Here is a 26235-nt window from a genome sequence, read left to right as displayed (position 1 = left end):
GAAATTTATACTTAATTATACTTGTGAAAATGATCACAATTTTGGCGGTGCGGTTCTTTATAATCTCATTTGCGGAATTTCTTTTTCAGATTAGCCTGCGCGTAAGAGCTGAATGGCGTCGTCGCGTCCAAAAAGATGAAGGAGTAGCCGTAAAGCTCTTCCTCGTTCTGAAGAAAGATTGGCGTCGCGTTGTAAAAATAGGCGTGCCTCCTTTCTCGCCGTTAATAAGAGATCACTATGTGCTGCGAGATTTGCGATATGGAATTCGGGTATACCAGATTGTCGTGTTCCTAAAAGCTCGCCCTCGCCTCGTAAGCGCAGGTCTTCTTCAGCGATTTTAAAACCATCTTCTGTATTACGTATAATGTTAAGGCGCGCTGCGGCTGTCTTTGTGAGGGGATTTTTGTATAGCAGAATACAAGAAGATTTTTTGTCTCCACGCCCTACACGTCCGCGTAATTGATGTAGTTGTGAAAGGCCGAAATGTTCCGCATGTTCGATGACAATGATTGAGGCATCAGGAATATCCACCCCTACTTCGACGACTGTGGTTGCGACTAAAATACGTATATCTCCACATTTAAAAGATGTTATCGCTGCGTCTTTTTCACCGGAAGGCATTTTCCCATGTATCATACCAACACAAGTTCCAAACTGTTTTTGTAAGGAAGCAAAACGACTTTCAATCGATGTTAATTCGAGGGCTGTAGATTCTTCAACTAAGGGGCAGATCCAATAAAGTTTTTCGCCTTTTTCTAACGCAGATGCAATTCTCTCTATAAGCTCATTTATCCGCTCTAAAGGAATTGTCGCTGTGGTAATTGGTTGTCGTCCCATTGGTTTATCCGCAATTTTTGATACATCCATATCACCAAAAGCCGTTAATACCAGTGTGCGCGGGATGGGGGTAGCAGTCATGACCAGCATATCAGGTTTATGGCCTTTTTCTGTGAGAGCGAGACGTTGGTGAACGCCGAAACGGTGCTGTTCATCAATGATGGCAAGCGCAAGATTATTATATGCGATATTTTTTTGTATAAGCGCGTGAGTGCCAATGATGATAGAGGTTTGCCCTGATAAAATACCGTTGAGGATATTTGTACGCGATTTTCCTTTTTCTCGTCCTGTCAAAAGAGTCGTTTGTAAACCGATTTTTTGAGCGAGAGGGGCGATTGTGGCGAAGTGTTGTCGGGCAAGAACTTCTGTTGGTACCATTAAAGCTGACTGTCCAGAGTTTTCAGCAATTTGCGTTATCGCCATCAGTGCAACTACAGTTTTACCTGCCCCCACATCACCCTGAAGAAGCCTTAACATAGGTTCAGGTGAAGCTAAGTCCCTTTCAATATCTTTTATCGCTTCTATTTGCCCATTTGTAAGTTGAAAGGGCAAGGCTTTGAGAAGTTTTTTAGTATAAGTGGCCGTTGATGGGCGGGAAGCTCCTAAAAAAGATTTTGTTTTTAAACGCACAAGGCCGAGAGCTAATTGGCCCGCGAGAAGTTCGTCATAAGCAAGACGTTTACGCGCAGTACTTTCTAAAGTAAGGTCGCGGGGATCTATGGGGGCGTGGATACGGCGCAAAGCAACAGAGAAAGAGGGAAAGTTTTGCTGCTTTTTCACACTTTCATCTATCCACTCAGGTAAAAGAGGAATATAGTCGAGGGCGTTTTGTATTGCGCGTTTCAGTGTTTTTGCTGATAATCCAGTAGTAGAGGGGTAAAGAGGCTCTATTAATGGCATCTGGTTTAGCTGTTCATTTGATGTGATATGATCAGGGTGGATCATTGAGAGCTGTCCGTTGAATCGTTCAACTTTACCCGATACAGTAACTTTTTTTCCCTTTGGTAACTGTTTTTCTAACCAAGAACGTTGGGCGTGAAAAAACACTAAACTTATAGTGCCCGTTTTGTCGTGAGCAATAACGCGATAAGGCAATCGTCTGCGACTCATTGGTGGCGGTTGATGTTCATCGATAATGATTTCAAGAGTGACGATGGTTCCTTCTTCTGCGAAAATAATATCGGGTTGCATTCTACGATCTATAACAGAATGAGGCATCAACCGGAGTAGATCTATGAGGTAAGGATCCCGTTGTGTAAGATTAATATTAAGGATTTTGGCTATCAAAGAACAAACCTTTGGGCTGATTCCCGAAAGGGTGCGAATGGAGGAAAAAAGAGGGTCAACGAGGCTTGAAGGCATAAGAAAATTTAGCCTGCCCTTTTTATTTTTTCCAGTACCTTAAAAGAGATTTTTGGGAATAAACCACTTAATATATATACAAAGAAGCTGCGCTATTTAACTTTCGGCCTTAGATAGAAAAGGAAGCTGTTGACGAGTAAGTAAAATAAGAGCACAAAAAGAGTTCATACCAAATAATATTTTATATGATTACTAAGTGTTTGCTTTACGGTAATCTAATATGAGATATGAATGAAATTAGCGTATTTTCTGAATATACGAGAATGCTGAAGCTTCAGGCTCAGCATGACGGGGTCAGGTGCAATTTATCGCAAGACAGATGAGAGTTTTGGTTTGACATTTATTTACGGTAGGGAATTGCAAGAGTGTCAGAAGAAAAAAACAAAATACAAGACGGTCAAAATTGTCTCCCTCGTTTCATTCATTTGAGAGTACATTCGGCTTATTCGCTTCTTGAGGGAGCTTTGAAGATCAAACAAATTATTCAGCACGCAGTTTCTGACCATGCACCGGCAATAGCTATAACGGACACGAATAATTTATTTGGTGCCTTGGAGTTTTCGCAATGTTGTTTTGCTGAGGGCATTCAGCCGATTATTGGCTGCCAGCTCGCGGTTGATTTTGGTGATGAAAACCATGATACACGTCTAACTAAATGGCGTTGTACTTCTGATTTTTCCTCTATCGTTTTGTTTGCTGCTAGCGAAACAGGTTATGCTCATTTAGTCCGCCTCGTTAGCCGTGCTCATTTAGATAAGAGAGATACTGATTCTCCTCATATTAAGGCTGATTGGCTATTGTCGCACAATGATGGGATTATCGCTTTAACTGGCGGTAAGGGGGGGCCCATTAATTCGGCTTTAGCAGAAGACAGGGTAGAACAAGCTGCAGAGCGTCTAGCTTATTTGAAGCAGATTTTTGGTGATCGCCTTTATATCGAATTACAGCGGCATGATTCTTACGACAGGAAAGTGGAAGCAGCACTTGTAGAATTAGCTTATGCACATGAGATTCCTCTTGTTGCAACTAATGAAGCTTTTTTTCTGAATAAAGAGGGATATGAGGCTCATGATGTATTGATGGCGGTCGCGGAAGGACAAATTGTTTCTAATCCGGATCGAAAGCGTGTGACGCTGGATCATCATTTGAAAACGCAAAATGAAATGGCCGTATTGTTTTTTGATCTTCCAGAAGCGTTGGAAAACAGCGTTGAAATTGCATTACGTTGCCACGCTTTTACACCAATTCGAAAATCTATTTTGCCTCGTTTCATAAAACAATCTACAAACTCCGCTTCTGCTTTGGAGGCAGAGGCTGAAGAATTATCAAGACAGGCTGCAGCAGGTTTAAAAATGCGCCTTGAAACAATTGGTTTGGCCGAAGGCCACACGGTCGCGGATTATGAACGACGGCTTGATTACGAAATTTCAATTATTACGCGTATGAAATTTTCTGGTTATTTTTTAATTGTTTCGGACTTTATTAAGTGGGCAAAAGCTCGTGATATTCCTGTTGGTCCAGGACGTGGCTCTGGTGCAGGTTCGCTTGTTGCTTACGCGCTGACTATCACCGATGTTGACCCATTGCGTTTTTCCCTATTGTTTGAGCGTTTTCTCAATCCAGACCGCGTTTCTATGCCTGATTTTGATATTGATTTTTGCCAAGAGCGGCGCGAAGAGGTCATTCATTACGTTCAGGAAAAATATGGCTACGACCAAGTAGCTCAGATTATTACATTCGGTAAATTGCAAGCACGTGCGGTACTGCGTGATGTGGGCCGTGTCCTGGAAGTTCCTTATCGCCAGGTAGATTATCTAACAAAATTAGTTCCCGCCGCGCCTGGTAGTAATGTTGAATTGGCTAAGGCTATTAAGGATGAACCAAAATTTGAGGAAGAAAAGAAAAAAGAGCCAGTTGTTGGGCGCATGTTGGATATCGCGCTGCAGCTTGAGGGGCTTTACCGTCACGCATCGACTCATGCTGCAGGGATTGTTATTGGTGACCGGCCGTTGTTAGAGCTTGTACCAATGTATCGTGATCCACGTTCTGACATGCCAGTCACCCAATTTAACATGAAATATGTTGAACAGGCCGGGCTGGTAAAATTTGATTTTCTCGGTTTAAAAACGCTCACTGTTTTGAAAATGGCTGCGGATTTTGTCGCGCGAAAAGGTATTAAAGTAAATTTATCATATATTCCTCTCGACGATGAAGCGACTTATTCCATGATGGCACGCGGTGAGACGGTTGGCGTGTTTCAAGTTGAAAGTTCTGGTATGCGTAAGGCGCTTATCGGAATGCAACCGGATTGTATTGAAGACATCATCGCACTTGTAGCGCTTTATCGCCCCGGCCCTATGGAAAATATTCCGATTTATAATGCACGCAAACACGGGGAAGAAGAAATTACTTCTATCCACCCTAAAATAGATCATCTGATTAAAGAAACACAAGGTGTCATTGTTTATCAAGAACAGGTAATGCAGATTGCTCAGGTACTTTCTGGCTATTCGCTCGGGGAAGCAGATTTATTGCGCCGCGCCATGGGGAAAAAGATCCATCAGGAAATGCAAAAACAACGTGCACGTTTTGTGAGTGGTGCTGTTGATGGTGGTATTGATAAGGGGCAGGCTGATTTTATATTTGATCTCTTAGCGAAATTTGCAGATTACGGTTTTAATAAATCACATGCTGCCGCTTACGCAATTGTTTCTTATCAAACAGCTTATATGAAGGCACACTATCCAGTTGAGTTTTTAGCCGCCTCTATGACGTATGATATGGCGAATACAGATAAGTTAAATGATTTTCGGCGTGAGGCATTGAGATTAGGTATTGAAGTTATGGCGCCTTGCGTGCAAACATCACACCGCGTTTTTGAGGTTGGCGAAAATCGTATTTATTATTCTCTCGCAGCTATTAAAGGTGTGGGAGATTCGGTGGTTGATCATATCGTAGCTTGCCGCGGAGAAAAACCTTTTAAGAATCTAGAGGATTTTTTTGAGCGCATCGACCCTCGCATCGTTAATAAGCGGGCGATGGAGAATTTAATTTATGCCGGTGCTTTTGATTGTTTTAACGTTGCGCGTGAGGTTTTATTGGCTAGTCTTGGAACCCTTAATGCGCGCGCTATTCGTGTCCTTGATAATAATTTTAGTGGGCAGACCGATATATTCGGGATGATGGACGGGCCGAAAGAGCCCCTCATTTTATCGCAAGCTCCTCTTTGGTCTCCAGCTGAGAAACTACATCACGAATTTCAGGTGATAGGCTTTTACTTTTCTGCTCATCCTTTGGATGAGTATCGAACTGTTCTCGCTAAAAAACGCGCCCAAACTTGGGACAATTTTGCTAACGCGGTTAAAGGGGGGGCGACAGCCGCTCGGCTTGCTGGGACTGTCGTAGCAAAACAAATTCGCAAAACAAAATCTGGCAAAAAAATGGGAATTGTTCAGTTTTCTGATACAAGTGGCCAGTATGAGGCGGTTATATTTTCTGAGGGGCTTTCTGTTTACGGGGATATGTTAGAGCCTGGAAAATCCTTTATTGTTACAGTGAGTGCGGAAAACCGCTCTGAGGGTATTAGTTTGCGCATTGAGACGGTTCAGTCTTTAGAGAAGGAATCTGTACGAAATCACAAAATGATGCGCCTCTTTATACAAACAGTGGATATGCTCCCGCAAATTGAGCAAAATTTAAATTCAGACGGCAACGGAGAGGTAGGGATCATTCTGCTTCAAGAAAATGGATCACGAGAAATTGAGATAGCTCTTCCAGAACGATATAAAGTAAATTTACGTGTAGCGAGTGTTATGAAAGCGCTTCATGGCGTCGTTGATGTAGAACTAAATTGAAAAAATAGTGAGACGATTATCTTGTACTGACTCCTCAATTTCAGACCGCGCTTTCACAAAATTTCCATTATACCGTTTTTGTTGTGCTCAGAGCGTCATAATTATAAAGCCAATCAAGGTCAGACATGATACTTTCTGGCGAGCGGATTTTCGTTATGAGATTACGCATAATTGCTACAGGTCCGGTTGCATGGTAAACCAGTCTGTTAAAATTTCCACGCTTTTTTACAGCTGTGATGCGGGGTTTGCGTATTTTTTCATAAAGTGAAATGGCTTCGGTAAGCGAAAGATTATTCATGGAGAGTACTTCTGCTAATATAGCAGCGTCTTCTATAGCCATAGCGGCGCCTTGTGCTGCAAAGGGTAGGGCTGCATGCGCACAATCGCCGACAAATACTTGCTGCTTTAGACCTAAAAAACGATTATATTTCATTTGGAATAATGGCCAATAGCTCCATTCGCCAATATTGTCAAAGATTTGAAGAATTTGAGGATTCCAGTCATTGAAAAGAGATAGGAGTTTTTCTTTTTTTCCCTTTTTGTTCCACTCTTCTCCTGGATTTTCTCCGCGGGTGATAGCTACGAAATTAAAAATTTTTCTTGCTTGAATGGGGTAAATAACGAGGTGATTTTTAGGCCCCATCCAAGCTGTAATTGTCTTCATATCCTGCAATAAAGAGCAAAAGCTTTTAGGTAAATTTTCTAATATTGCTGTGGTGCGCCAGGCAATAAAGCCGCTAAAATCTGCTCTTTCATAAAAAGGAGGAAATTGCCGTAACTTCGACCAAACGCCATCGCACCCGATGAGAAGCGGCGTTGAATAAAAACAATATTGTTGTATTTTAATGGATTTTTCAGTCTTTATTGTTTCTATATTAATGCTATTGGTTTCGGTTTGATTTAACGACGTGATATCCTCGCCTTTTTTATATTCGATGAGAGGATTTTTAATAACGGTGTCATATAAAATTTTTTGCAAATCAGCCCGGTGAATCGTAATATAAGGGGCCATCCAGCGTTTTCTAGATAAATTAATAAGGTTTATACGCAGGTGCGTTTTTAGAGAGATTCCGTCTTTTAGCTCAAGAAAATGCGGCTCAACGCCTGCTTCCTTTAATTTGTCGAGAATTTTCCAGCGGGAAAAAATACGCGTCACGTTCGGCGTGAGCTGAATGCCAGACCCAGCATCATCGAGCTGTTCACGCTTTTCGATAATAATACTCGCAATTCCTTTATGGGCGAGCGCTAAAGCGGAGCTCAAGCCCGCTATACCCGCTCCGACGATGATTGGAAATTGGTCTGTTGGCCATTTTGTATCCATGTTGAAAAAATAAACAATAGTTTACAACAGGCCGTCCGCGTAATATCTGCATCCTGCTGGGTTTGTTTGATCACGTGGTAGTAAGTGATTATAGCGGTAAAGTGTTGAGCAATAGGGGCAAATTTTTTCCTCAGCCGCTCCCATATCGATAAAAATATGAGGATGGTCAAATGGTTTTGTGGCCCCGACGCACATAAATTCTTTTACACCGATTTCAATTACTTTATATCCGAGGTCGTTTTGAAAATAGGGGACGTTATGATCAGCCATAATATGCAAACTCCGGATAGGTTTCTCAATAAGACGTGGGGTAGAGCACATGCCCCATATTCACTAATTTGTAATACAATTCATTGCGATGCAAGATGTTTTTTACTTAATTTATAAACAGGGATGGTTCCAATTGTTTAAAAATATCAATATAAATAATATAATAAAGTTTATATATTGCAGTCACAATAAACAATAAAATGTTTTAAGCCTTACTTGAGGGTGCATTCGCGGGGAACATTTATAAATTATAAATATTAGCCAGGATGTATGAAACAGGTGGTGATAGATCAAATTGCTTAACAGGGTATGATGATGAAGGATCCAGCGCGGTTCGTTAATCGAGAATTTTCATGGTTACAATTTGATGATCGTGTGTTGATGGAAGCTGCTAACCCTAAACATCCTTTATTAGAACGAGTACGATTTCTTTCAATTTCAGCAACTAATCTTGATGAATTTTTTATGGTTCGCGTCGCTGGACTCGCTGCCCAAGTCCGCGCTGGAATTACAACGCATGGTGCAGATGGGCGCACACCACAAGAGCAACTTGATTTTGTGTTAACCGAAATCTCGCATTTACAATCTAATCAACAGAAAGAATTTTGTATTTTATGTCATGAGTTAAAGCGGAATAATATTGAAATTACTTGTTCTGAGAAGCTTTCAGAAGTTGAAAAAATATGGCTTGAAAGGTATTTCCTTGATAAAATTCTCCCTGTTTTAACGCCTTTACCTATTGGACCTGATCGCCCTTTTCCATTTATTCCTAATCTAAGTCTTTCTGTCGCGTTTCAATTGTCACGACATGCTGATGAATATTCTACGATGGCAGTGCTATGCGTACCGATGTCTCTAAAGCGCTTTATTCTTCTTCCTCACGAAGGTAACGGTTTTCGTTTTATCGCATCTGAGGATATTATAAGTCTTTTCATTAATCACTTGTTTTCTGGTTATGAAGTCAGTGGATTTGGTGCATTTAGAATTATCCGCGATAGCGATATTGAAGTGGAAGAAGAGGCTGAGGATTTTGTTCGCTTTTTTGAAACTGCGCTTAAAAGACGCCGTCGTGGACAGGTTATTCGAATTGAATTTGATGCGAAAATGCCTGAAAATTTACGCGGGTTTATAATGAGTGGATTAGCTGTTTCTGATAATCGTATAAGTGTGTTAGATGGGTTGTTAGCGCTCAATATGATATCAGAAATTGCTTCTATTCCGCGCGGTGATTTAAAATTTATTCCTTATAATCCTCGTTTTCCTGAATGTATCCGTGAGTATAGTGACGACTGCTTTGCAGCTGTTCGAGAAAAGGATGTCATTATTCATCACCCCTACGAATCATTTGATGTCGTTGTACAATTTTTGCGCCAGGCTGCAGATGATCCTAATGTTATCGAAATTAAGCAAACTCTTTATCGCACATCGAATGACAGCCCTATTGTGGGCGCCTTGATAGGTGCGGCCAAACAAGGTAAGCTGGTGACCGCTTTAGTGGAGGTTAAAGCGCGTTTCGATGAAGAAGCTAATATTCGTTGGGCGCGTAACCTTGAGCGTGCAGGTGTCCGGGTCATTTTCGGTTTTATTGAGTTCAAAACGCACGCTAAGATGTCATTAGTGGTAAGACGAGAAGAGAAACGTCTTCGCTCTTATGTGCATTTTGGAACCGGAAATTACCACCCGGTCACTGCCAAAGTTTACGCGGATCTTTCTTTTTTTACTGCTGATGATGATATCGGCCGCGATGTTGCGCTGTTATTTAATTATATCGCTGAATATGCACGGCCAAGTGAGCCAATGAAGATTGCTTTTTCACCATTAACATTGCGTAGCCGTATTCTTGAGCATATTGAAAGGGAAATTGCTCATGCGAAACAGGGACGGCTCGCTGCTATTTGGATGAAAGTAAATGCATTAGTTGATCCTGAAATTATTGATGCTTTATACTGTGCTAGTCAAGCAGGTGTGCAGGTCGATTTAGTAGTGCGAAGTATATGTTGTTTGCGTCCTGGTATTCCGGGGTTTTCAGATAATATTCGTGCAAAATCAATAGTGGGGCGTTTTCTTGAGCATAGCCGTATTTTTTGTTTTGGTAACGGTGAAGATTTGCCGAGTGAGAACGCTATTGTTTATTTTAGTTCGGCTGATATGATGCCACGCAATCTTGATCACCGGATCGAAGTATTAGTTCCGGTTTTTGATAAAATAGTTCGTCAGAAAATTCTTTTTCAGGTCATGTTGGCTAATATTATTGATAACCAACAAAGCTTTGATATATTGGGCGATGGGACATCAAAGCGTGTGACGTTACAAAAAGGTGAAAAGCCGTTTAATATGCAGGAGTATTTTATGACAAATGCAGGTCTTTCTGGGGATGGGAAGTCTTTTCAGTCTTCTGCTTCGTGTTTGATTGCGTTATATCGGCAGAAGAAAGCAATACATAAAGACTGAAATATCAATGACATACATAAATGCTCAGGGTCGGCTTAAGGGGCGAAAGCCCGTCGCCGTTATCGATATCGGTTCCAATTCTGTTCGGCTTGTTATTTATGAAGGTCTGGTGCGTTCTCCGACAGTTTTATTTAACGAAAAAATTCTATGCGGGCTTGGTCAAGGTGTCGCAAAAACAGGGTTTTTAGAAGAAAAATCAGTTGAAATGGCGCTAAGAACGCTAAAGCGGTTTCGCGCACTTTGTCGGCAAATTGGTGCAGATAAGATCCATACTTTGGCAACGGCAGCAGCACGAGAAGCGAAAAATGGGTTGACTTTTATTCAAAGGGCCGAAAATATTTTGCAAAATAAAATATATGTCCTTTCAGGAAGTGAAGAAGCTATTTACTCCGCTTATGGGGTTATTTCTACTTTTCATCGGCCAAATGGTATTTCTGGTGATCTTGGCGGCGGAAGCCTCGAACTTATTGATATTCATGATTTCAATATAGGTGAGGGAATAACACTACCTCTTGGTGGTTTGCAGCTGCAGTATATGTCAAATAATGATATTGTCACGGCTGAAAAGATTGTACGCGAGCAGCTTCGCAAAGCTGCTATCGCGCGTAGAAGCAGGGCACGATATTTTTATGCGGTGGGGGGAACCTGGCGTAACTTGGCAAAACTCCATATGGCAACTATGCACTATCAGCTGCCTGTTATGCACGGCTATGAAGTTGATGTACCTGAAATAAAGGATTTTTTGCGTCTTGTAGCGAATAAAAATATCGATAAGATGAAAGGAATTTCAGCTATTTCGAAGAATCGGCGTCAGCTTTTACCTTACGGAGCAACCGTCCTTACTGAACTTATCCAGTGTATGGGGTTTGAAAAGATCATTTTTTCTGGTGCCGGCGTGCGCGAAGGGTTTCTATATTCACAATTATCGCAGGATGTTCGTGTCTCAGATCCTTTAATTGCGGCATGCGCAGAAACTGCTGTTTTACGGGCACGCTCACCGAAGCAGGCAGAGGAACTTATTGATTTTACTACGAGTGCGTTTGAAATTTTTGGAATTTCAGAAACTGAAAATGAATATCGTTATCGTAAGGCGGCTTGTCTTCTCGCTGATATTGGTTGGCGCATACATCCGGATTATCGGGGTAACGAAGCTGCTAATCAGATAGCATTAGGATCTTATCCAGGGATTTCCCATGAAGGACGTATTTATGCTGCGTTAGCTGTATTTTTTCGCAATACAGGTTCATTTATTGACGAAGAATCCCCGGAGATTCTCAAATTAGCGACTAAGGACATAACTGAAAAAGCATGTATTCTTGGTGGGATTATGCGTGTTGCTAACCTTTTTAGTGCTTCTACTGCAGGAATTTTACCCAACTTAACATGGCATAAAAAGCAAGATTATATTATACTACACATCCCTGTGCGTTATGCTGATTTGATAGGTGAGCGGCCCCGCGGGCGGTTGAATCAGTTGTCAAAAATAGTGAAATGTCCTTTGGTTTTTGAAAGTTCTTAATTTTTTACGAGTCCCTAATGCCGATTTACCGGGTGTCGCGGTGTGTTTGTAATTTTGTGTATTTCGTAAAATATTCCACGTGAAAAATTGTAGTTCGCCACGTTTGGGAATCGGGAGCTTTTTATTTTATTTAAAAACCCGCTCTTTGCGAAACAAAAGTCAGAGCGCATTCATTTTCAACTCATGTTCATTAAGACGCGGCTGCTAGTTTGATTTGAATAAGATCAAGGCATATTCCAATTTGCAGTTGTGCCGGTTGGATTTTATTAAGATACAAAGAACTCAAGTTTTTTGCAGCTAAAGTTGTTTCATTGTTATTTTTCCATCGTTAAAATAAAACCCTATCTGGCCTTTGAGCATTTGTTCAGCTTTTTGACCGAATATTTTATAACGCCAACCATTCATAGCGGGGATATTGTGTGTCAAGATGCCGTTAGCGATTTTTTCCAAATCATCAGAAGTTGCTATGATTTTAGGCGCAATATCGTTTTCATTTGCAACGAGCTTTAATAATACTTTGAGAAGGTCTATTGCGGCAGCTGTTTTATCATTAATAGGATTACGTTTAGGGAGAGCAGGTAAAGTAGCAATGTCGGCTTCCAAGCCTTCGTGGATAGCTTTGATTAGTGTCTGCTTAGTGGATGAATTGTTCCAGTTTTTGCCGATACTGCGTAAACATTTTAGTGCAGATTCGTTTTTTGGTTGTTGGATTGCTATTTCGATAAGGCATTCGTCTTTCAGAATACGACGACGTGGGATATTATGTTTACGGGCTTCGCGTTCACGCCAAGCTGCTATTTTCTGTAATACAGCCAGTTCGCGGGGTTTTTTGACTTTTCCTTTTACTTTTTTCCATACTTCATCTTCTGGTATATCGTAAGTCGCCGGCGCTAAAAGAATCGCTATTTCGTCATCCATCCAATGAGTGCGCTGATTTTCTTTTAGCTGCTTTTTTAGCGAAATATAAACGTCTCTCAAATGGGTAACGTCAGCAAGAGCGTAGAGCAGTTGTTTTTTCGAAAGGGGGCGGCAACTCCAATCTGTGAAACGGGACGATTTATCGAGACGATGCCCAGTACAGCGTTGTACAATTTGATCATAGGAAATAGAATCGCCAAATCCACAGATTGATCCTGCTATTTGTGTATCAAATAGAGGGGAGGGGATGACTTCCCCGAGGTGGTAAATAGTTTCAATATCCTGGCGTGCAGCATGAAAAACTTTGATAATTTTTTCATCTGTCATCAGGTCAAAAAATGGTTGTAGATTAATATCTGGAGCTATTGGGTCAATAAGTATTGTGGCTTTCGGCGATGCAAGCTGAATGAGACATAACCTGGGCCAAAAGGTTGTTTCACGGATAAATTCAGTATCAACGGTTACAAAATCAGAATTGCGCAAAGCAGCAATAGCAATTTCAAGGTCTGTTGTTTGTGTGATCAGCTTCATTATTTTATTATAGCAAAATTTTATTATAGCAAAGTAGCTTAAATTTATCTTTTATTGTATTTTCTGGGAAGGCTTTATGGTCGTGTCTTGACAAATAGCTGCCAAAAAGCGTTTGTAACGCGTATGAAACAATTATCACCAAAGGTAAAAACTATGCACCGTTACCGTAGCCATAATTGCGCTGCCCTTCGTAAATGCGATGTAGGAACGCTAGTCCGTCTTTCTGGATGGGTTCATCGTATTCGCGATCATGGCGGGATTCTTTTCATTGATCTACGCGACCACTTCGGAATCACACAAATTGTGGCTGATCCCGCTTCATCAGCTTTTAAAATGATCGAAAAAGTTCGCTCCGAGTGGGTTATACGTGTAGATGGAGAAGTGCGCGCACGTTCTGATGAAGTCGTTAATACGGCTCTTTCAACAGGTGAAATTGAAATTTTTGCGAAAGAGTTCGAAATTCTTTCGAAGGCTGACGAACTTCCTTTGCCAGTTTTTGGCGAACCTGATTATCCAGAAGATATTCGACTGAGATACCGTTTTCTTGATTTACGTCGAGAAACTATGCACAAAAATATGATGCGCCGCGCTGAAATTATCGCTTCTATGAGGCGGCATATGGAAAATAGCGGCTTTACAGAATTTACTACGCCGCTTTTGACAGCGTCTTCGCCGGAAGGGGCGCGCGATTTTTTAATCCCAAGCCGTATTCATCAAGGAAAATTTTACGCGTTACCTCAGGCACCTCAGCAATATAAACAATTATTAATGATGTCTGGTTTTGATCGTTATTTTCAAATAGCTCCGTGTTTTAGAGATGAAGACCCGAGAGCAGATCGCTTACCAGGTGAGTTTTATCAGTTAGACGTAGAAATGAGTTTTGTCGAGCAGGAGGATGTTTTTGCGGTGATGGAGCCTATTATGCGCTCTATTTTTGAAGAATTTGCAGACGGAAAATCTGTAACGCAGAATTTCCCTCGTATCCCATACGATGAGGCGATGCGGAAATACGGTTCAGATAAGCCTGATTTGCGTAACCAGATTATTATGGAAGATGTTTCCCAGCATTTCCGTGATTCTGGTTTTAAGGTTTTTGCTCATATTTTAGCTAATGATGAAAATGCGCAAGTATGGGCTATTCCTGCTAAAACAGGTGGTAGCCGCGCTTTTTGTGATCGTATGAACGGATGGGCACAAAGCGAAGGTCAGCCAGGTCTCGGCTATATTTTTTGGCGTGAAGAAGATGGGCTTTTTGAAGGAGCAGGTCCTATTGCTAAAAATATCGGTGAGCGGAAAACAGAGGCTATTCGCGCGCAGCTTGGACTTGAAACTGGTGATGCTTGTTTTTTTGTTGCGGGAGATCCGAAAAAAATCGCGCTTTTTGCTGGTTCTGCGCGCGGGCGAATCGGGGAGGAACTAGGTCTCATCGACCATGAATGTTTTTCTCTTGCATGGATTATTGATTTTCCGTTTTTTGAATGGGATGAAGATGAGAAAAAGCTTAATTTTGCGCACAACCCTTTTTCAATGCCTCAAGGTGGAAAAGAAGCCGTTGATTCTCAGAATCCCCTTACCCTCAAGGCTTTTCAGTACGATCTTATTTGCAATGGTTATGAGATCGCGTCAGGTGGAATCCGTAATCATTCACCGGAAATGATGCTCCAAATCTTTAATTTGGCAGGTCTTTCTAAGGATGTAGTGGAAAAGCGCTTTGGAGCTCTTTATAGCGCGTTTCATTATGGTGCTCCTCCGCACGGCGGTATGGCAGCTGGTGTTGATCGCATTATTATGCTTTTACAAGGTGTAAAAAATCTGCGCGAAATTTCTTTATTTCCTATGAATCAGCAAGCACTCGATCTTTTAATGAATGCTCCATCTGATGTTTCTGCCACACAATTGCATGACCTGAGAATTCGGATTGCACCTGCTTCTAAAAAGGATTGATAAAAGCTGTTTTTAATGTCGCTTTCTGTAAAAGCTGAATAAAAAACCTGTTTTCTCATTCAAAATTTAATGAACTCAAGCTGTCCTAAAATCGTCAGCTGTTGAGTTGGATGTTGTGTGCGTTTTTTAGTACAAAGGACGATGTCGTGCGGGCGGTAAGGATTGTTTATTTGGTTTGGTAAATTTAATTCAGTACAGGCCGCGTTTTTTTGCTTATTTTCAAATTTGCTTATCAACAATCTGAGATTTTTCTGTGTTGTTGAAGTGAGCAGTAAAGCGCTTGCGTGAATTTTTAGAATTGATATAATTCCCCGTTCGTGTTTTAGTCACGGTATTTATCTTCATATAATATAATTTTGAACAAAAATAGTCGATTAATAAAAAAATTATAAAATAGTTGTTATTATTCTCGGAATTTCTGCCCTGATACTATGCCTGACAAAATAAGTTTATCCTTGGATAAAGAGCATATTGAACCAATAGAGCTGCGTTCTGCTTTGCAGGAACGCTATTTGGCTTATGCGCTTTCTACTATCACCCACCGTGCGTTGCCTGATGTGCGCGACGGATTAAAGCCTGTACATCGGCGCATTATCCACGCTATGCGTTTATTGAAGCTCAATCCTGGACATTCTTACGCTAAGTGCGCGCGGATCGTAGGCGATGTAATGGGTAAGTTTCATCCTCATGGCGATGCATCTATTTATGATGCGTTAGTGCGCTTGGCTCAAGGATTCGCCGTTCGTTACCCATTGGTTGACGGACAAGGGAATTTTGGTAATATTGATGGTGATAATGCCGCTGCTATGCGTTATACAGAAGCGCGCATGACCGAAGTGGCTGCGTTTTTGCTTGAAGGAATTAGCGAAAACGCTATCGATTTTCGACCAACTTACAACGAAGAAGATGAAGAGCCTGTCGTTTTACCAGGCGCTTTTCCTAATCTTTTAGCCAATGGTTCATCGGGTATTGCTGTCGGTATGGCCACATCCATTCCGCCACATAATGTCGCTGAATTATGTGATGCAGCTCTGCATTTGATTGCCAATCCTTATGCAGATAATGAAGATTTAAATCAATTTGTGCTCGGACCCGATTTCCCAACGGGTGGCATTTTAGTTGAGCCTAAAAAGAGTATTGAAGAATCTTATCGCACAGGACGCGGATTCTTCCGATTGCGCTCACGCTGGCGTCAAGAACCGGGTAACCGCGGTTCTTATGTAATTGTTGTTACCGAGATTCCATATCAGGTTCAAAAGTCACGTCTCATTGAAAAAACTGCAGAATTATTACTCGCACGGCGGCTGCCAATGCTCGAAGATATTCACGATGAGTCGGCAGAAGATATCCGCATCGTGCTCGTTCCCAAAAATCGTTCAATTGATCCTGAACTCTTGATGGAATCGCTTTTTAAACTAACTGATTTTGAAGTGAGGTTTCCTCTTAATCTCAATGTGTTGACTTTAGGGAGGGTCCCTAATGTCCTTTCTTTACGTGAAAGCTTGCAGCAGTGGCTTGATCATCGTCGAGAAGTGCTTCTACGTCGTTCAGGTTATCGACTTAATGAAATTAAGCATCGGTTAGAAATTCTTCATGGATATTTAGTGGCTTATTTAAATCTTGATGAAGTTATTCAGGTTATTCGTGAAGAGGACGAGCCCAAAAAAGAATTAATTATACGTTTTGAATTAACGGAAAATCAGGCTGAAGCTATCCTTAATATGCGGTTACGTTCTTTACGCAAGCTTGAGGAATTTGAGATTCGTAAAGAATTTGAAACTTTGGAGACTGAAAAAACAAGATTACAAGATTTATTGGCAGCTGATGTAAAGCAATGGGATATGATTTCGGGAGAGATAATAAAAGTTCGTGAAGCTTTTAGTCCCAAAACTCTTTTAGGAAAGAGACGTACAACGTTTGAGGATGCTCCGAGACATGATATTAGCGAGATTCATCAAGCGATGATCGAAAAAGAACCGGTAACTATAGTCATTTCTGAAAAGGGTTGGATGCGTGCTTTAAGGGGCCATTTAACTGATTACAGAACTCTCTCTTTCAAAGAAGGGGATTGCTTAAAATTAGCGTTTCCAGCCTTCACTACAGATAAAATTGTGATGGTAACTACGGGTGGAAAATTTTTTATTATTAGCGCGAATAGTTTGCCTGGAGGGCGGGGACAGGGTGAGCCTATCCGTATTTTAGTTGATATGGATGATGAACACGATATTCTCACGGCTTTTGTGCATGATGCGCAAGAAAAGCTTCTTTTAGTTTCATCTTGTGGGAACGGCTTTATTGTTTCTGTAACCGGAGTAACTGCTAATACGCGAAAAGGTAAGCAGGTGATGAAGCTGGGGCCCCTGGATGAGATGAAGCTTTGCATTCCTGTAAAAGGTGACCACGTTGCAGTGGTTGGAAAAAATCGTAAAATGCTTATTTTTCCGGTTGAGCAAATACCAGAGATGAGCCGTGGTAAAGGTGTTCGCTTGCAGCGTTATAAAGGCAGCAGTGTCGCTGACGCTAAAACATTCAATTTATCAGAAGGGTTAAGTTGGCAAGATGCAGCTGAACGCAGTTTTAATCGTAAAGCTGACGAATTAGTTGAGTGGATGGGGGCACGCGCTGGAGTAGGGCGTTTTGTTCCAAAAGGATTTCCTAAATCAGGAAAATTTACTATAACATAATAAAATCAAAGAGTTAATATAAATTTTGGGATTTTGCCCCCATTGATTCTATTATGTTTTTTGAATGCTTATCCCGAACCTTTTTCCAATTTTATAGTCGATATTTATTCAGCAGAGTGATATTGCATAAAAAGACGCCCATGTTCAGCCCATAAGACAAGTAATATAGCAACGAGGCTAGAAAAGAAAAATCCTGCTGAATTAGGAATTGTCGTCTCGTTAAATTGTTGCGCGATAAGAAAGCCGAGGCCCGTAGCAATGGATGTCTGGAGAAAACCTGATACAGAAGACGCAGTCCCAGCGACTTCCCCCACGCTTTCGAGAGCGAGTGTATTAAAATTGGCCATCATACCACCGCATGCAAACATGAGTGTGCAGTACAGCAACATATAAAAAGAGAAAGAAACAGTGCCACCTGCCAAGATCGAAGCGACAAACCACACGCACGAGACAGCACAGAATAACAAAAGCATAGTATGGGCAATACGTCGCATTCCCATGCGTCCAACAAGTCGAGAATTAAAAAAAGAAGATACAGCTTGGAATGCAGCGCCAATAGCAAAAGCAACGGGGAACCAAGGGCCTAAATTGTAAATTCCTTCGTATATCTGTTGTGATGTATTAATAGCAGTAAATATGCAACTTAAGATAATAGAAGTTGCAAGAGTATAGCAAAGAGTACTACGATTGGTGATAACAAGCTGAAAGCTATTTTTGACAGAAGAAAATGAAAGAGAATGCTGCATGTGAAGTGTTTCGGGCAGACGCAGTTGAATCCAAATCATTAGTCCAAAGCCGATGATTGCCATGAATATAAAAATAAATTGCCAGGGTGCAAATAATAGAATTACCTGTCCTGTTACCGGTCCAATCATTGGCGCAACGAGAAAAACCATCATGGCTATAGACATGACCTCTGCCATTTTACGACCTTCGTAAAGATCACGTACGATGGAAGTTGCAAGGACACGCATAGCTGCCCCACCAGCCCCTTGTAAGATGCGTAAAAAGAGCAATATAGGGAAACTAGATACAAATGCACAGCCGATAGAGGTAAATGAATAAAGAGCGAGGCCGAAAAGAACAAGTCTGCGCCGCCCGTAACGGTCACTTATCGGACCAAAAAATATCTGTGTGACGCCATAGCTTATAAGATAACAGGAAATGATGTAATGTTGACCATTTTCATCGGCAATGCGAAAATCCCCTAAAATATCAGACATGGCAGGCAGCATAATATCAACAGCTACAGAATTGACCGCCATCAGCGCTGCGATGATAATAGCGAACTCTTTATATCCAATTTTTTTTCTGATTGCATCTCTGTGATTTTGTTCGTCGACTGAATACGACATGAGCACCCTCGAAGTAGAAATCCCGACTGAATACCGCTTTGTAAAAGGCTGAATAAGACGAAAATAATTTATGACATATTAAAGGTAATGTTTTTTTCTTTTAGTAAATTTTGCAATTCGTTACTATGGAACATTTCTTTAACAATATCGCAACCGCCAATAAATTCAGATTTGATATAAAGCTGGGGAATTGTTGGCCAATTTGAGTAGCTTTTTACTCCTTGACGTAATTCATCAGAGGTCAAGACATCAATTCCTTTATACTTTAATCCCAGATAATCAAGAATTTGGACAACTTGCCCAGAAAACCCACATTGTGGGGAGTTGGGCGTTCCTTTCATGAATAAAACGACATCATTCGTTTTAACTTCGTTATCAATAAGATCATAAGCGGTGGTCATTATCGTTCCTCAATATTGCAAGTGCGGAGGTGCACGCAGTTATGCCTGCGCCGTTTTTTAATCGTATTGACGGAATGAATGCAAGAAGAAATTTTTAAATTATTCAGGGACGCTTGTTTGAAGCGCTAAAGCATGGAGTAGACTTCCCATATTACCTTTAAGAGCGTCGTAAACCATTTTATGTTGTTGGACGCGGTTTTTTCCCCGAAAACTTTCAGAAACAACTTTTGCAGCGTAATGCTCGCCATCTCCGGCAAGGTCACGGACCGTTACTTTTGCACCGGGAATACCTTCACTAATAAGAGTTTCAATTGCGTGAGCGCTCATTGCCATGGCCGTTTTCCTCTAATTGTTCGTTGGGTTTACGAAAATAGCATATAGTCAACAATAATGAATAATTTTTTTTATTTTTCGCCCATAAACTCCGGAAACCAATTCTCATAAGCTTGCGTAAGTTCAGATATAGAAAGTGCAAATGTGTTTTTTATATCGAGCATATCACCTCTAACTGTACCGAGCACTGTTAAAGAAACAGCGTCCGTTTGTGCGAGTATTTTAAGGTCATCGAGTGCATCGGGTTTGATCGCTAAAAGATAACGCCCTTGATCTTCGCCGAAAAGTTCGGCATGTTGCATCGATGAAGCGCTCAATTCCGCTTTGATTCCTCTATTTGCTTTAATGACCATTTCTGCAAGAGCAACAGCCAATCCGCCGTCAGAAATGTCGTGTGCAGCATGAACAAAACCACGGTTAATAGCATTTCGGACAAATTGTCCATGTTTTTTTTCAAGTTGTAAATCTACATAAGGTGGTGCACCTTCTTCAATGTTTAAAATATCACGCGCATAAATTGATTGTCCCAAATGTGATCCACAAGAGCCAACTAAAACGATAATATCTTCGTTCTGCATGCCACTGATTGTAACCATTTTTGACCAATCATCCAGGATACCGACACCAGCTATTGTAGGTGTGGGAGGGATTGCTTCCCCATTAGTTTCATTATAGAGGGAAACATTCCCCGAGACGATCGGAAAATCGAGAGCTCTACAGGCTTCATCTATACCCTTAAGTGCGCAAACTAGCTGCCCCATAATTTCAGGTTTTTCAGGATTGCCAAAATTGAGATTGTCCGTAGCAGCCAGCGGTGTTGCGCCTGTGGTACTAATATTACGCCAGCATTCCGCGACGGCTTGTTTTCCTCCTTCATAGGGGTCAGCTTCACAATAACGAGGTGTGACATCAGAAGAAAAAGCGAGAGCACGTCTGCTTTTATTATCTACGCGTATAACACCCGCGTCGCCCCCTGGACAGACAAGACTATTCCCTTGGATAATTGTATCATATTGCTCGTAAACCCACCGCCGTGAACTTTGGTCAGCAGAGTTAAGTAATGCAAGGAGCGCATCACCGAGATTTTGAACTTTCTCCACTTCTTCTGACTTAAGAATAGGTTTTTGAGACGGCTTTATCCAAGGACGATCATAAATAGGTGCTTCGTTACCGAGCTCTTTGATTGGAAGGTTGGCCACTTCTTCTCCTTGATGCAGTACGCGGAAACGTAGATCATCTGTCGTTTTTCCGATAATAGAGAAATGAAGCCCCCATTTATAAAAAATCGCGCTTGCTTGTTCTTCCATTTCTGGCTTTAAAACCATAAGCATACGTTCTTGGCTCTCAGAAAGCATCATTTCATAGGCTGTCATGTTCTCTTCGCGAACGGGTACTTTATCAAGATTAAGCTCTATCCCGAGATCTCCTTTTGCGCCCATTTCGACTGCAGAGGATGTCAGCCCTGCGGCACCCATGTCTTGGATAGCAATGATAGCTCCTAGTGCCATTAATTCTAAACAAGCTTCAAGAAGACATTTTTCGGTAAAAGGATCACCAACTTGAACGGTCGGACGTTTTTCATTAATTGAATCGTCAAATTCAGCTGAAGCCATTGTTGCTCCACCGACGCCATCACGTCCTGTTTTAGCGCCAAGATAAACAACAGGAAGTCCTACTCCTCGCGCTTTAGAGTAAAAAATAGAATCTGTTTTAGCGATACCAGCTGCAAATGCATTGACGAGGATATTACCGTTATAACGCTTATCAAAATTAATCTCTCCGCCGACAGTTGGGACACCGAAAGCGTTGCTATAGCCTCCGATTCCAGAAACGACACCGGAAACAAGGTGGCGTGTTAGAGGGTGATCAGGTGACCCAAAGCGTAATGCGTTCATGGTTGCGACAGGACGCGCTCCCATTGTGAAGACGTCACGTAAAATGCCTCCTATACCCGTTGCTGCGCCCTGATATGGTTCAATGTAAGAAGGGTGGTTGTGGCTTTCCATTTTAAAAACAACACATTGGCCATCACCAATGTCGACGACACCAGCATTTTCACCCGGCCCTTGGATGACACATTTTCCTGTCGTATGCAAAGTCTTCAACCATTTTTTAGATGACTTATAAGAACAATGCTCATTCCACATTGCAGAAAAAATTCCAAGTTCTGTAAATGTTGGCTTTCTGCCAATTAACTCTAGAATACGTTGATATTCGTCAAATTTTAGGCCGTGACGCGTGACTAACTCTGGGGTAATGGTAATGTCATTGCGAAGATTCATAGGTATTTTATTCCGCCAAATTAATCAAAATTGAATATTGATAGCTGCTTAATTTAGATATTTAAATCACCAGTGACTTTGTTTTTTATTACTACAATAATTGATTATTTATAAATTGGGACTGCTCCTTAAATACATTAGTTGAAGTGAAGATTAGAATAGCCTTAGTGTCTTTGGAGTAATAATAGTCTCCACTGTTGAGGGTAAAGAAGTTTGGTTGCTAAATTTATTTCGCATAGCCCCGACCGCTCAGTACAGACGACCGATATAAGAGCAGCAAAGGAGTTTACAAAACTTATTTTAGTGATCATTAATTTGCCAATTCTAAAGCACTCTGGAAAAATAGGCGGCCGTCAACACCACCATGTGCGGCTTCAATGAAATTTTCAGGGTGAGGCATCATACCAAAAACATTACCAGCTTTGTTAATAATACCTGCGATGTTATTAATGGAACCGTTGGGGTTTGTATTCTCCGCATAGCGAAAAACAATTTGTTCGTCATCTTCCATTTGTTTTAACGTATCACTATCAGCAAAGTAGTTTCCATCGTGGTGAGCGACAGGGCAGCGGATAATTTGTCCTCGAGAATAGCTTCGGGAAAATTTTGTGTTAGCGTTGGTTACTTCAAGTTTTACTTCACGGCAAACAAATTTTAGCGAAGCGTTGCGCATTAAGGCACCAGGTAACAACCTAGCTTCCAGCAAAATTTGAAAACCATTGCATATTCCCACAATCAGTACACCTTTTTGCGCTTTTTCACGAACAGCCCGCAAAACAGGCGTTTGTGCACCAATAGCACCACATCTTAGGTAATCACCATAGGAAAAACCACCAGGGATGATAATCATATCTACGTCCGGGATTGTCGTCTCTGTTTGCCAAATTTTTAATGGCTCAACACCCGTTATATGGTATAACGCCGCGATCATATCTCGATCACGATTTAATCCAGGTAATTGAATAATAGCAGTTTTCATGGAATATCCACTTAAAGAAGTTCTATCGCGTAATTTTCGATAACAGTGTTCGCGAGTAATTGTTCGCACATCTGCTCAAGTTTTTGTTTTGCTATTTTATCAGGCATATCATCGAGTACAATATCGAAGATTTTTCCTTGGCGGACGGATCGAATGTCTTTGAACGCTAAACTATTTAAAGCGCCAACGATCGCCTCTCCTTGAGGGTCAAGAACGCTGCTTTTTAAGGTAACTGTAATGCGTGCTTTCATTTTTGTTTCCTGTCGCTGAAAGGGGGTCATTTTTGAAGAGGGACGCTAAGCAAAGCAAGGTAACATCATATTGCCTTGTTTTTTATTTCACTAAAACCGGGCCACTCGGTCGTGGGAGTTCATTTTCATTCATGATACCGAGGCGCCTTGCGACGTCTTGGTAAGCGTCGATGAGCCCGCCCATATCATGACGAAAGCGATCTTTATCCATTTTTTCTCGCGTTCGTACATCCCATAAACGAGCAGAATCAGGTGAGATTTCATCGGCAAGAACGATGCGCATCGTTTCGCCTTCCCATAAGCGGCCAAATTCCATTTTAAAATCAATCAATTGAATACCAACAGCCGCAAAGAGTCCGGAGAGAAAATCATTGATGCGAATTGAAAGTTGCATAATATCTTCTATTTCTTGCGCGGCGGCCCACCCAAAAGCTGTAATATGTTCCTCGGTTACCATTGGATCATTAAGAGAATCATTTTTATAGTAAAATTCGATGATAGACCGCGAAAGAGCTGTTCCTTCTTCCAACCCTAAACGTTTAGAAAGGGAGCCTGCAGCTATATTGCGTACAACAACTTCTAGCGGGATAATTTCAACCGCTTTAATAAGTTGTTCTCGCATATTGATACGTTTTATAAAATGCGTTGGAATCCCTAAACAGCCGAGCTGAGTGAAGATATACTCTGAGATGCGGTTGTTTAGAACCCCTTTTCCGTCAATAATTTCATATTTTTTTGCATTAAATGCAGTTGCGTCATCTTTAAAAAACTGAATATAAGTTCCTGGCTCAGGGCCTTCATATAAAATTTTTGCCTTGCCTTCGTAAATACGGTTGCGACGATTCATCATGATTCTTTCCGTTGAGAAGTCTCGATAGTGTTGACGGGCGATATTATCCTAATTGATAAAAATTCTCAATGATCGCCGAGACACTTACTACAATTTTCATTATTCCAAAGAAAAATTAAGCCATATAATTTTTTGAAAATTGCTTGTATCCGCTATCAAAGCTTCGCGAGAAAATGGGAAAAAATCATAAGCCCTTCAGGCCAAGGTCCGTGCCCAGATTCTGCGTTAATATGTCCAGATTGTCCGGCATCCACTGAGAACGCTCCCCAATCATTAGAAAGTTTTTCTGCTACGGAAAATTGGCAAAATTCATCATTGCGGCTGGCTACAACCACTGAAGGGAAAGGCAATTTTGCGCAATGATATGGACCAAATGTCATTAAGTGTTTAGGGCATGTCTTTTTATTAGTCACATCCGGTGGAGCGACAAAAAAAGCACCACGAACTTTTTCCGCTCCGCGCGCAACTGCGTGAATGGCCGTTGGAACTCCTAATGAATGGGCGATAATAAAGACCGGTTTTGTAGCTTGCGCAATAGCGATTTCAACTTTCTCGACCCATTCCTCACGTACAGGTTTCGACCAATGAGCTTGTTCAACACGGCGGGCGGTGGATAGTTTTCGTTCCCAGCGTGTTTGCCAGTGGTCAGGGCCGGATCCCTTATAACCTGGAATAATGAGAATATCGAGTTGACTCGCTTTCATAAATTTTATCTTTCATTAATACGGGCTCAAAATTAGAGAGAAAAGCAACACATTTTTACTCCCGCGTGAAATCGTTGTTATAATTGAAGACACGTTTGAAAATCGTGTCGATGTGTTTTGTATGATATGTGAGGTCAAATTTTTCGCGAATTTCGGCTTCACTCAAAACTTGTATGACGTCTTGATCATTGAGCAATTCTTCTAAAAAATCTTTCCCTTGTTCCCAAACTTTCATCGCGTTTCGTTGTACAATCCGGTACGCATTTTCACGGCTTACACCAGCTTGTGTGAGCGCTAAAAGAACTCGTTGTGAATGAACGAGGCCGCGGAATTTATCAAGATTTTTTTGCATATTTTCTGGATAAATAATTAAATTCTCGATAACAGATGTTAAGCGGGTGAGGGCAAAGTCAAGCGTAATAGTAGCATCGGGTCCAATGTAACGTTCGACAGATGAATGCGAGATATCGCGTTCATGCCAAAGTGCGACATTTTCCATGGCCGGTATCGTAAATGCACGCACCATACGCGCTAGTCCAGTTAAATTTTCTGTTAAAACTGGGTTACGTTTATGTGGCATAGCAGATGAGCCTTTTTGGCCAGGTGAGAAGTACTCTTCTACTTCAAGGACCTCTGTCCGCTGTAGATGACGTATTTCCACAGCTATCCGTTCGATAGAGGAAGCAATAACACCAAGTGTTGTAAAGAACATAGCGTGGCGATCACGTGGTATAACCTGGGTAGAAACAGGTTCAGCACGCATACCTAATGCCTTTGCTACGTGTTCTTCAACGCTTGGATCAATATTGGCGAAAGTCCCAACAGCCCCTGAGATCGCGCAAGTGGCAATTTCTTCGCGCGCTGCGAGAAGACGTTTGCGACAACGAGAAAATTCAGCGTATGCGAGGGCAAATTTTGTTCCAAATGTCGTAGGTTCAGCGTGAATGCCGTGACTACGCCCAATGGTGATTGTTTCTTTGTGTTCAAATGCACGTCTTTTTAGTGCTTCAAGAAGTTCATCTATGTCTTTCAGCAAAATATCACTGGCACGCATTAATTGAACATTGAATGTCGTGTCTAGGATATCTGATGATGTCATGCCCTGGTGGATAAAACGCGATTCTGGGCCGATAAATTCGGCCAAATGAGTCAAAAATGCTATAACATCGTGCTTTGTGATTGCTTCAATTTCATTAATACGATTCACGTCAAATACAGCGGCTGAGCCTTTTTCCCAAATGATTTGGGCTGATTCTTTTGGAATAATGCCTAGCTGAGCTAATGCATCACAGGCATGCGCTTCAATTTCAAACCAAATACGGTATTTGGCTTCGGCTGACCAGATTGTTACCATTTCAGGACGAGAATAGCGGGTGATCATGATTGATT

18 protein-coding genes are annotated in these 26235 nt (G+C 41.4%); 5 read left to right on the top strand and 13 right to left on the bottom strand.

Annotated features, from left to right (window positions below):
• Nucleotides 1-90: 90 nt before the first annotated feature.
• Nucleotides 91-2199 carry an ATP-dependent DNA helicase RecG gene (gene recG / locus BANH1_RS03885; protein ID WP_015398115.1) on the bottom strand — a complete coding sequence of 703 codons (2109 nt, stop codon included), beginning with the start codon at nucleotides 2197-2199 and terminating at the stop codon, nucleotides 91-93.
• Nucleotides 2200-2564: 365 nt separating this feature from the next.
• Between recG and dnaE the strand changes: the two genes are divergently transcribed.
• On the top strand, nucleotides 2565-6053 hold the full coding sequence (gene dnaE, locus BANH1_RS03880) for a DNA polymerase III subunit alpha (RefSeq protein ID WP_015398114.1): 3489 nt from the start codon (nucleotides 2565-2567) through the stop codon (nucleotides 6051-6053).
• 67 nt (nucleotides 6054-6120) lie between these two features.
• On the opposite strand, the gene BANH1_RS03875 is transcribed toward dnaE, so the two are convergent.
• Together BANH1_RS03875 and BANH1_RS03870 are read right to left on the bottom strand one after the other, a co-directional pair.
• Complete coding sequence (locus BANH1_RS03875) at nucleotides 6121-7374, bottom strand: FAD-binding protein (protein WP_015398113.1); 1254 nt, start codon at nucleotides 7372-7374, stop codon at nucleotides 6121-6123.
• A gap of 21 nt (nucleotides 7375-7395) precedes the next feature.
• Nucleotides 7396-7644 carry a zinc-finger domain-containing protein gene (locus BANH1_RS03870; RefSeq protein WP_015398112.1) on the bottom strand — a complete coding sequence of 83 codons (249 nt, stop codon included), beginning with the start codon at nucleotides 7642-7644 and terminating at the stop codon, nucleotides 7396-7398.
• A gap of 309 nt (nucleotides 7645-7953) precedes the next feature.
• On the opposite strand from BANH1_RS03870, the gene BANH1_RS03865 reads away from it, so the two are divergent.
• Both BANH1_RS03865 and ppx read left to right on the top strand, forming a co-directional pair.
• The gene (locus tag BANH1_RS03865; protein WP_144050537.1) at nucleotides 7954-10095 is read left to right on the top strand and encodes an RNA degradosome polyphosphate kinase; all 2142 of its coding nucleotides are present in this window, start codon (nucleotides 7954-7956) and stop codon (nucleotides 10093-10095) included.
• 7 nt (nucleotides 10096-10102) lie between these two features.
• Nucleotides 10103-11614, top strand: coding sequence for an exopolyphosphatase (gene ppx / locus BANH1_RS03860; protein ID WP_015398110.1), 1512 nt, complete (start codon nucleotides 10103-10105; stop codon nucleotides 11612-11614).
• Nucleotides 11615-11911: 297 nt separating this feature from the next.
• Here the strand turns inward: ppx and rnd are convergent, their stop codons facing one another.
• Entirely contained in the window at nucleotides 11912-13066 is a 1155-nt protein-coding gene (gene rnd, locus BANH1_RS03855) for a ribonuclease D (RefSeq protein WP_041582994.1), read from the bottom strand.
• Between the two features lie 150 nt (nucleotides 13067-13216).
• Here rnd and aspS point away from each other — a divergent pair, with 150 nt between their 5' ends.
• Together aspS and parC are read left to right on the top strand one after the other, a co-directional pair.
• A complete protein-coding gene (aspS, locus tag BANH1_RS03850; protein WP_015398108.1) occupies nucleotides 13217-15007 on the top strand; it encodes an aspartate--tRNA ligase in 1791 nt (596 codons plus the stop codon).
• 431 nt (nucleotides 15008-15438) lie between these two features.
• Nucleotides 15439-17691, top strand: a complete 2253-nt coding sequence (parC, locus tag BANH1_RS03845) for a DNA topoisomerase IV subunit A (protein WP_015398107.1) — start codon at nucleotides 15439-15441, stop codon at nucleotides 17689-17691.
• A gap of 104 nt (nucleotides 17692-17795) precedes the next feature.
• Here parC and BANH1_RS03840 read toward each other — a convergent pair whose 3' ends face one another.
• The 9 genes from BANH1_RS03840 to purB all read right to left on the bottom strand — a co-directional run bounded on the left by BANH1_RS03840 (nucleotide 17796) and on the right by purB (nucleotide 26227).
• Entirely contained in the window at nucleotides 17796-19046 is a 1251-nt protein-coding gene (locus BANH1_RS03840; RefSeq protein WP_015398106.1) for a multidrug effflux MFS transporter, read from the bottom strand.
• A gap of 68 nt (nucleotides 19047-19114) precedes the next feature.
• Complete coding sequence (gene grxD / locus BANH1_RS03835; protein WP_015398105.1) at nucleotides 19115-19447, bottom strand: Grx4 family monothiol glutaredoxin; 333 nt, start codon at nucleotides 19445-19447, stop codon at nucleotides 19115-19117.
• 99 nt (nucleotides 19448-19546) lie between these two features.
• Entirely contained in the window at nucleotides 19547-19780 is a 234-nt protein-coding gene (locus BANH1_RS03830) for a BolA/IbaG family iron-sulfur metabolism protein (protein WP_015398104.1), read from the bottom strand.
• 71 nt (nucleotides 19781-19851) lie between these two features.
• On the bottom strand, nucleotides 19852-22062 hold the full coding sequence (gene purL / locus BANH1_RS03825; protein ID WP_015398103.1) for a phosphoribosylformylglycinamidine synthase subunit PurL: 2211 nt from the start codon (nucleotides 22060-22062) through the stop codon (nucleotides 19852-19854).
• A gap of 310 nt (nucleotides 22063-22372) precedes the next feature.
• Nucleotides 22373-23041, bottom strand: coding sequence for a phosphoribosylformylglycinamidine synthase subunit PurQ (gene purQ, locus BANH1_RS03820; RefSeq protein ID WP_015398102.1), 669 nt, complete (start codon nucleotides 23039-23041; stop codon nucleotides 22373-22375).
• 11 nt (nucleotides 23042-23052) lie between these two features.
• Nucleotides 23053-23292 carry a phosphoribosylformylglycinamidine synthase subunit PurS gene (gene purS, locus BANH1_RS03815; protein ID WP_015398101.1) on the bottom strand — a complete coding sequence of 80 codons (240 nt, stop codon included), beginning with the start codon at nucleotides 23290-23292 and terminating at the stop codon, nucleotides 23053-23055.
• Nucleotides 23293-23374: 82 nt separating this feature from the next.
• Entirely contained in the window at nucleotides 23375-24139 is a 765-nt protein-coding gene (gene purC / locus BANH1_RS03810) for a phosphoribosylaminoimidazolesuccinocarboxamide synthase (protein WP_041582991.1), read from the bottom strand.
• Nucleotides 24140-24297: 158 nt separating this feature from the next.
• The gene (locus tag BANH1_RS03805) at nucleotides 24298-24846 is read right to left on the bottom strand and encodes an RBBP9/YdeN family alpha/beta hydrolase (protein WP_015398099.1); all 549 of its coding nucleotides are present in this window, start codon (nucleotides 24844-24846) and stop codon (nucleotides 24298-24300) included.
• Between the two features lie 55 nt (nucleotides 24847-24901).
• Entirely contained in the window at nucleotides 24902-26227 is a 1326-nt protein-coding gene (gene purB / locus BANH1_RS03800) for an adenylosuccinate lyase (protein ID WP_015398098.1), read from the bottom strand.
• Nucleotides 26228-26235: the final 8 nt, after the last annotated feature.

This window comes from Bartonella australis AUST/NH1, assembly GCF_000341355.1.
Classification (GTDB): Bacteria; Pseudomonadota; Alphaproteobacteria; order Rhizobiales; family Rhizobiaceae; genus Bartonella; species Bartonella australis.
The sequence above is the reverse complement of the archived record's forward strand: the minus strand, read 5'-3'. Positions and strand labels throughout refer to the sequence as shown.